We start from the raw sequence: 4,624 nt of genomic DNA on the forward strand, positions 1-4,624 counted from the left end.
CTATCAGCAAGTGATGTGCTGGCTGACACACCGCTATCGCAGGCAAGCCAGCTCCCACATTTTGAGTGCATTTCAACTTTGGATCGGCGGGGCTCGGTTCCAGTCGATTTCACTCGCCGGCACCGGCCGGCCAAACCAGTAGCCCTGGCCCAGGTCGCATTCATGTTCCAACAGAAACCGCGCCTGCTCCACCTGCTCGATCCCTTCGGCATGCACCTGCATGCCCATGCTTTTCGCCAGGGCGATGACCACGCGCACGATGGCGGCGTCGTCTTCGTCCCACGGCAAGCCGGCGACAAAGCCCTGGTCGATCTTGAGTTTCTGCACCGGCAGGCGCTTGAGGCGCAGCAGTGAGGAATAGCCGGTGCCGAAGTCGTCGATGGCCAGGCGCAAGCCCAGTTCGCGCAGGCGATGCAGTTGCTCCAGGGCGGCTTCGGGGTCGTCCATCACCGCGCTTTCGGTGACTTCCAGCTCAAGAAAAGCCGGGTCCAGGCCGGTGTCGTGCAGCACCTGGGCAACTTGCTCGTACAACTCGCGACGGGCAAACAGGCGGCTGGAGACGTTGACCGCAATAAAATTCAGCGCCACGCCCTGCGCCAGCCATTGGCCCATCTGGCGGCACGACTGGTCCAGCACCCAGGCGTCGATATCGGCGATCAACCCGGTGCGTTCGGCGATGGGGATGAAATCCCCCGGCGGCACCAGGCCACGTTCCGGGTGTTCCCAGCGCACCAGCGCCTCGACGCCGATCAGGCGGCTGTCTTGCAGGTCGTGCACGGGCTGGTAGTAGACGCGCAGTTCGTGCTGGTCGAGGGCGCGGCGCAGTTCGCTGGCGATTTCCACGCGGTTTTGCGCGTGGGCGGTGAGTTCTTCGGTGTACAGGGCGTAGCCTTCGCGCCCGGCGCTCTTGGCCTTGAACAGCGCCGAGTCGGCGTTGCGCAGCAGTTGCTCGGCGCTCAGGGCATCGCTGGGGAACAGGCTGATGCCGACGCTGGCGCTGATAAACAGCTGGTGGCCGTCAAAGATGAACGGTTGTTTCATCGCATCCAGCATGCGCTGCGCCAGGCCGGCGGCTTGCACCACCTGTGGACAACTTTCCGCCAGCACGGCGAACTCGTCTCCGCCCAGGCGCGCCAGGGTCACGCCGGGGCCGAACAGGGCCTTGAGCCGCTCGCCCACCAGCTTGAGCAGTTGGTCGCCGACGTTATGGCCAAGGCTGTCGTTGATGATCTTGAAGTGGTCCAGGTCCAGCAGCAGCAAGGCACAGCCGCGCTTGTGCACTTGCGCCGAGGCCAGCGCCTGCTCGGCGCGGTCGGTGAACAGCAGGCGGTTGGGCAGGTCGGTGAGCGGGTCGTGGTGCGCCAGGTGCGCCAGTTCGTGCTCGGAATGCTTGATGGCGGTGATGTCGGAGAACACCGCGACGTAGTGGCTGACGTGGCCGAGATCATCCTGCACGGCGCGGATGGTTTGCCACTGTGGATAAATCTCGCCGCTCTTGCGTCGGTTCCAGATCTCTCCGCTCCATTCGCCGGTACGCCCCAGGGCCTGGAACATCTGTTGATAAAAACCCGATGAATGGCGCCCAGACTTGAACAGGCTCGGCTGCTGGCCCATGACGTCTTCGCGGCGGTAGCCGGTGATCTCCACAAAGGCCCGGTTCACATGCACGATCAGGCCCTTGGCGTCGGTGACCAGCACGCCTTCGCGGGTGCAGTCGAACACGGCGGCGGCCTGGCGCAGGCGCTCGCGGTTTTCCTGCAGTGGCTGGGCAAGCCGGCTGGCCCGGTCAAACCGCGCACAGAGCAGGTAAATGGCCAGCGCGCTGAGGGCCACCCACACATAGCCGCGCACCTGCAGCCAGTGACCCAGCTCCCTCGGTTCATCGAGAAAGTTGATCAATACCTGGTTGCTGAGCTGGAGCCAGACAATGGAAACCAGCAGGTATACCAGCCCTACACGTAGGGCACCTCGGTATGAAAGCAGCATATGCTCAGTAATCCTTACTAAAAAAACAGAATCGCCCTACAAAGGCTGCGGATTATAGAATAAGAAACATCCAGTCACTCCTATCTGAAAGGGTGGCTGGTTTTCTCTGTAGGCTTAGTGATAATGCGTGAGCTGTTTTTTTCTTTATCTGAGGGCCATACAGCCTATGTGGTACAACGGTTTTCTTGACCTGTCAGCCTGGCAACTGGTGGCAGTCACTCTGTTGATGACCCACGTGACCATCGTTGGGGTCACCGTCTATCTGCACCGCTATTCAGCCCATCGTTCCCTGGAACTCAATGCCGGCCTGAAACACTTCTTCCGCTTCTGGCTGTGGCTGACCACGGCACAGAACACCCGCGAGTGGACCGCCATCCACCGTAAACACCACGCCAAATGCGAAACCGTCGATGACCCGCACAGCCCGGTGATCAAAGGCCTGTCCACCGTATTGCGCAAAGGTGCCGAACTGTACCGCGCCGAGGCGGAAAACCCCGAGACCTTGCGCATCTACGGCAAGAACTGCCCGGACGACTGGATCGAACGCAAGATCTACACCCCCTACCCGCTGCTGGGCGTGGCAATCATGGGCGTGATCGACCTGCTGCTGTTCGGCACCATCGGCATCACCATCTGGGCGATCCAGATGATGTGGATCCCGTTCTGGGCCGCCGGCGTGATCAACGGCCTGGGCCATGCCGTGGGCTATCGCAACTTCGAATGCCGTGACGCGGCGACCAACCTGGTGCCGTGGGGCATCATCGTCGGCGGCGAAGAGCTGCACAACAACCATCACACCTACCCCAACTCCGCCAAGCTGTCGGTGAAGAAGTGGGAGTTCGACCTCGGTTGGGCCTGGATCAAGGTGTTCAGCTGGCTGCGCCTGGCCAAGGTGCAGCGTGTGGCGCCGATTGCCCACCGCGTCGAGGGCAAGGGCCACCTGGACATGGACACTGCGATGGCGATCCTCAACAACCGCTTCCAGATCATGGCCCAGTACCGCAAGCTGGTGATCGGCCCGCTGGTCAAGCAAGAGCTGGAAAAGGTCGATCACTCGGTGCGCCACCAGTTCCACCGCGCCAAGCGTTTGCTGTCGCGGGAGACCAGCCTGTTGGATGAGCGCCATCACCTGCGCATCCAGGGCATGCTGGAACACAGCCAGGCCCTGAAAGTGATCTACGAAAAGCGCCTGGCGCTGCAACAGATCTGGCTCAAGACCAGCACCAATGGCCACGACATGCTCGCCGCCATCAAGGAATGGGTGCATGAGGCCGAGGCCAGCGGCATCCAGTCCCTGCGCGACTTTGCCCACCAATTGAAGACCTATTCCCTGCGTCCTGCAGCGGTCTGACCCTACGGTGGGAGGGCTTGCCCTCCCACCCACCGGCTTTTTGGCGCCATTTCTCGGACACCGTCAATCGCGACCGATGACGGAACTTCACTGCAATTCCCCTCTCTCAATGAACACTTCGCCATCATGGTGGCCCCTTGTAGTGACCGCTGTTCCATCCTGCGGCGCGCCCAGAGAGAGTTGTGCCGATGGTTCACGAAAAGCCCTACCAGCCCGATCCCCCCAGCACCGAGCACCCGCGCCCCGCAGCGGCGGCGACGCTGCTGGCGCTGATGCACGCCCAGGGCGAAGTCGAGCGGCTGAGCGAGCGCGAACAATTGCTCAGTTCCCTGTTGGTCAGCGTGAACGCCGTGCTGTGGGCCATCGACTGGGAAACGCGCCGCGTGCTGTACGTGAGCCCGGCCTACGAGCGGGTATTCGGGCGTTCGGCCGGCTTGCTGCTGGCCGACCATCGCGAATGGCGCAACAGCATTCACCCCGAAGACCTCGACTACGCCGAGCACAGCCTGGCCCGCGTGCTGGAACAGGGCGCCGTGGAAGACCGCGAGTACCGCATCATCACCGCTGACGGGCAGATCCGCTGGCTCAGCGACAAGTGCTACATCAATCAGCAGGTCGAACCCGGCGAGCCGGTGATTGTGGTCGGCATGGCCGAAGACATCACCGAGAAAAAGCAGCTGGAACTGGAGCTGCATCGCCTCGCCACCACCGACGTGCTGACCCAGAGCAGCAACCGCCGGCACTTCTTCGAATGCGCCAACCAGGCATTCGACAGCGCCTGCGCCCAGGGCGCGCCCTTGGCGTTCCTGTTGCTGGACATCGATGACTTCAAGGACGTCAACGACTCCTACGGCCATCTGGAGGGCGACCAGGTGCTGCGGCGTATCGCCGAGAGCGGTCGCGGGGTATTGCGCCGTGGCGACCTGTTCGGGCGCATTGGCGGCGAAGAATTCGCCGCGGTCCTGCCCGGTTGTGCGCCGGAGATGGCGTTGCAGGTGGCGGAGCGGCTGGGCAAGGAGATCCAGGCGTTGAGTTTCAGCTATGAAGGGTCGGCGTTTACGGTGACGGTCAGCCAGGGTTTGGCCAGCCTGAGCGAGGAGGACTCGACGTTGGACAGCCTGTTCGCCCGCGCGGATGCGGCGATGTATGAGGCCAAGCGGCTGGGCAAGAATCGCGTCGTCGCGAGCTAAATATCTGCCGCAACAAAGATCCAGTGTGGGAGCGGGCTTGCCCGCGATGGCGGTGGGTCAGCTAGAAATCTGCTGACTGACACACCCTCATCGCGGG

At 62.5% G+C, this 4,624-nt stretch carries 3 protein-coding genes; 2 read left to right on the plus strand and 1 reads right to left on the minus strand.

Features of this window, described 5'->3' with window-relative positions; genetic code table 11:
- Window positions 1-72 precede the first annotated feature (72 nt).
- Window positions 73-1,986 (minus strand): phosphodiesterase DibA, encoded by a 1,914-nt coding sequence (gene dibA, locus B348_RS0106235; protein WP_017735283.1) that lies wholly within the window; start codon window positions 1,984-1,986, stop codon window positions 73-75.
- Window positions 1,987-2,152: 166 nt separating this feature from the next.
- Between dibA and desA the strand changes: the two genes are divergently transcribed.
- Together desA and B348_RS0106245 are read left to right on the plus strand one after the other, a co-directional pair.
- Window positions 2,153-3,337 (plus strand): delta-9 fatty acid desaturase DesA, encoded by a 1,185-nt coding sequence (gene desA, locus B348_RS0106240; protein ID WP_017735284.1) that lies wholly within the window; start codon window positions 2,153-2,155, stop codon window positions 3,335-3,337.
- Window positions 3,338-3,525: 188 nt separating this feature from the next.
- Complete coding sequence (locus B348_RS0106245; protein WP_017735285.1) at window positions 3,526-4,527, plus strand: sensor domain-containing diguanylate cyclase; 1,002 nt, start codon at window positions 3,526-3,528, stop codon at window positions 4,525-4,527.
- The last annotated feature ends 97 nt before the right edge of the window (window positions 4,528-4,624 follow it).

This window comes from Pseudomonas sp. CBZ-4 (assembly GCF_000346755.1).
In the GTDB taxonomy this organism is placed as follows: domain Bacteria; phylum Pseudomonadota; class Gammaproteobacteria; order Pseudomonadales; family Pseudomonadaceae; genus Aquipseudomonas.

Excerpts from the sequence above, each read along its gene's own strand:
- dibA (WP_017735283.1), bottom strand. The coding sequence starts at position 1,986 with ATGCTGCTTTCATACCGAGGTGCCCTACGTGTAGGGCTGGTATACCTG.
- desA (WP_017735284.1), top strand. The coding sequence starts at position 2,153 with ATGTGGTACAACGGTTTTCTTGACCTGTCAGCCTGGCAACTGGTGGCA.
- B348_RS0106245 (WP_017735285.1), top strand. The coding sequence starts at position 3,526 with ATGGTTCACGAAAAGCCCTACCAGCCCGATCCCCCCAGCACCGAGCAC.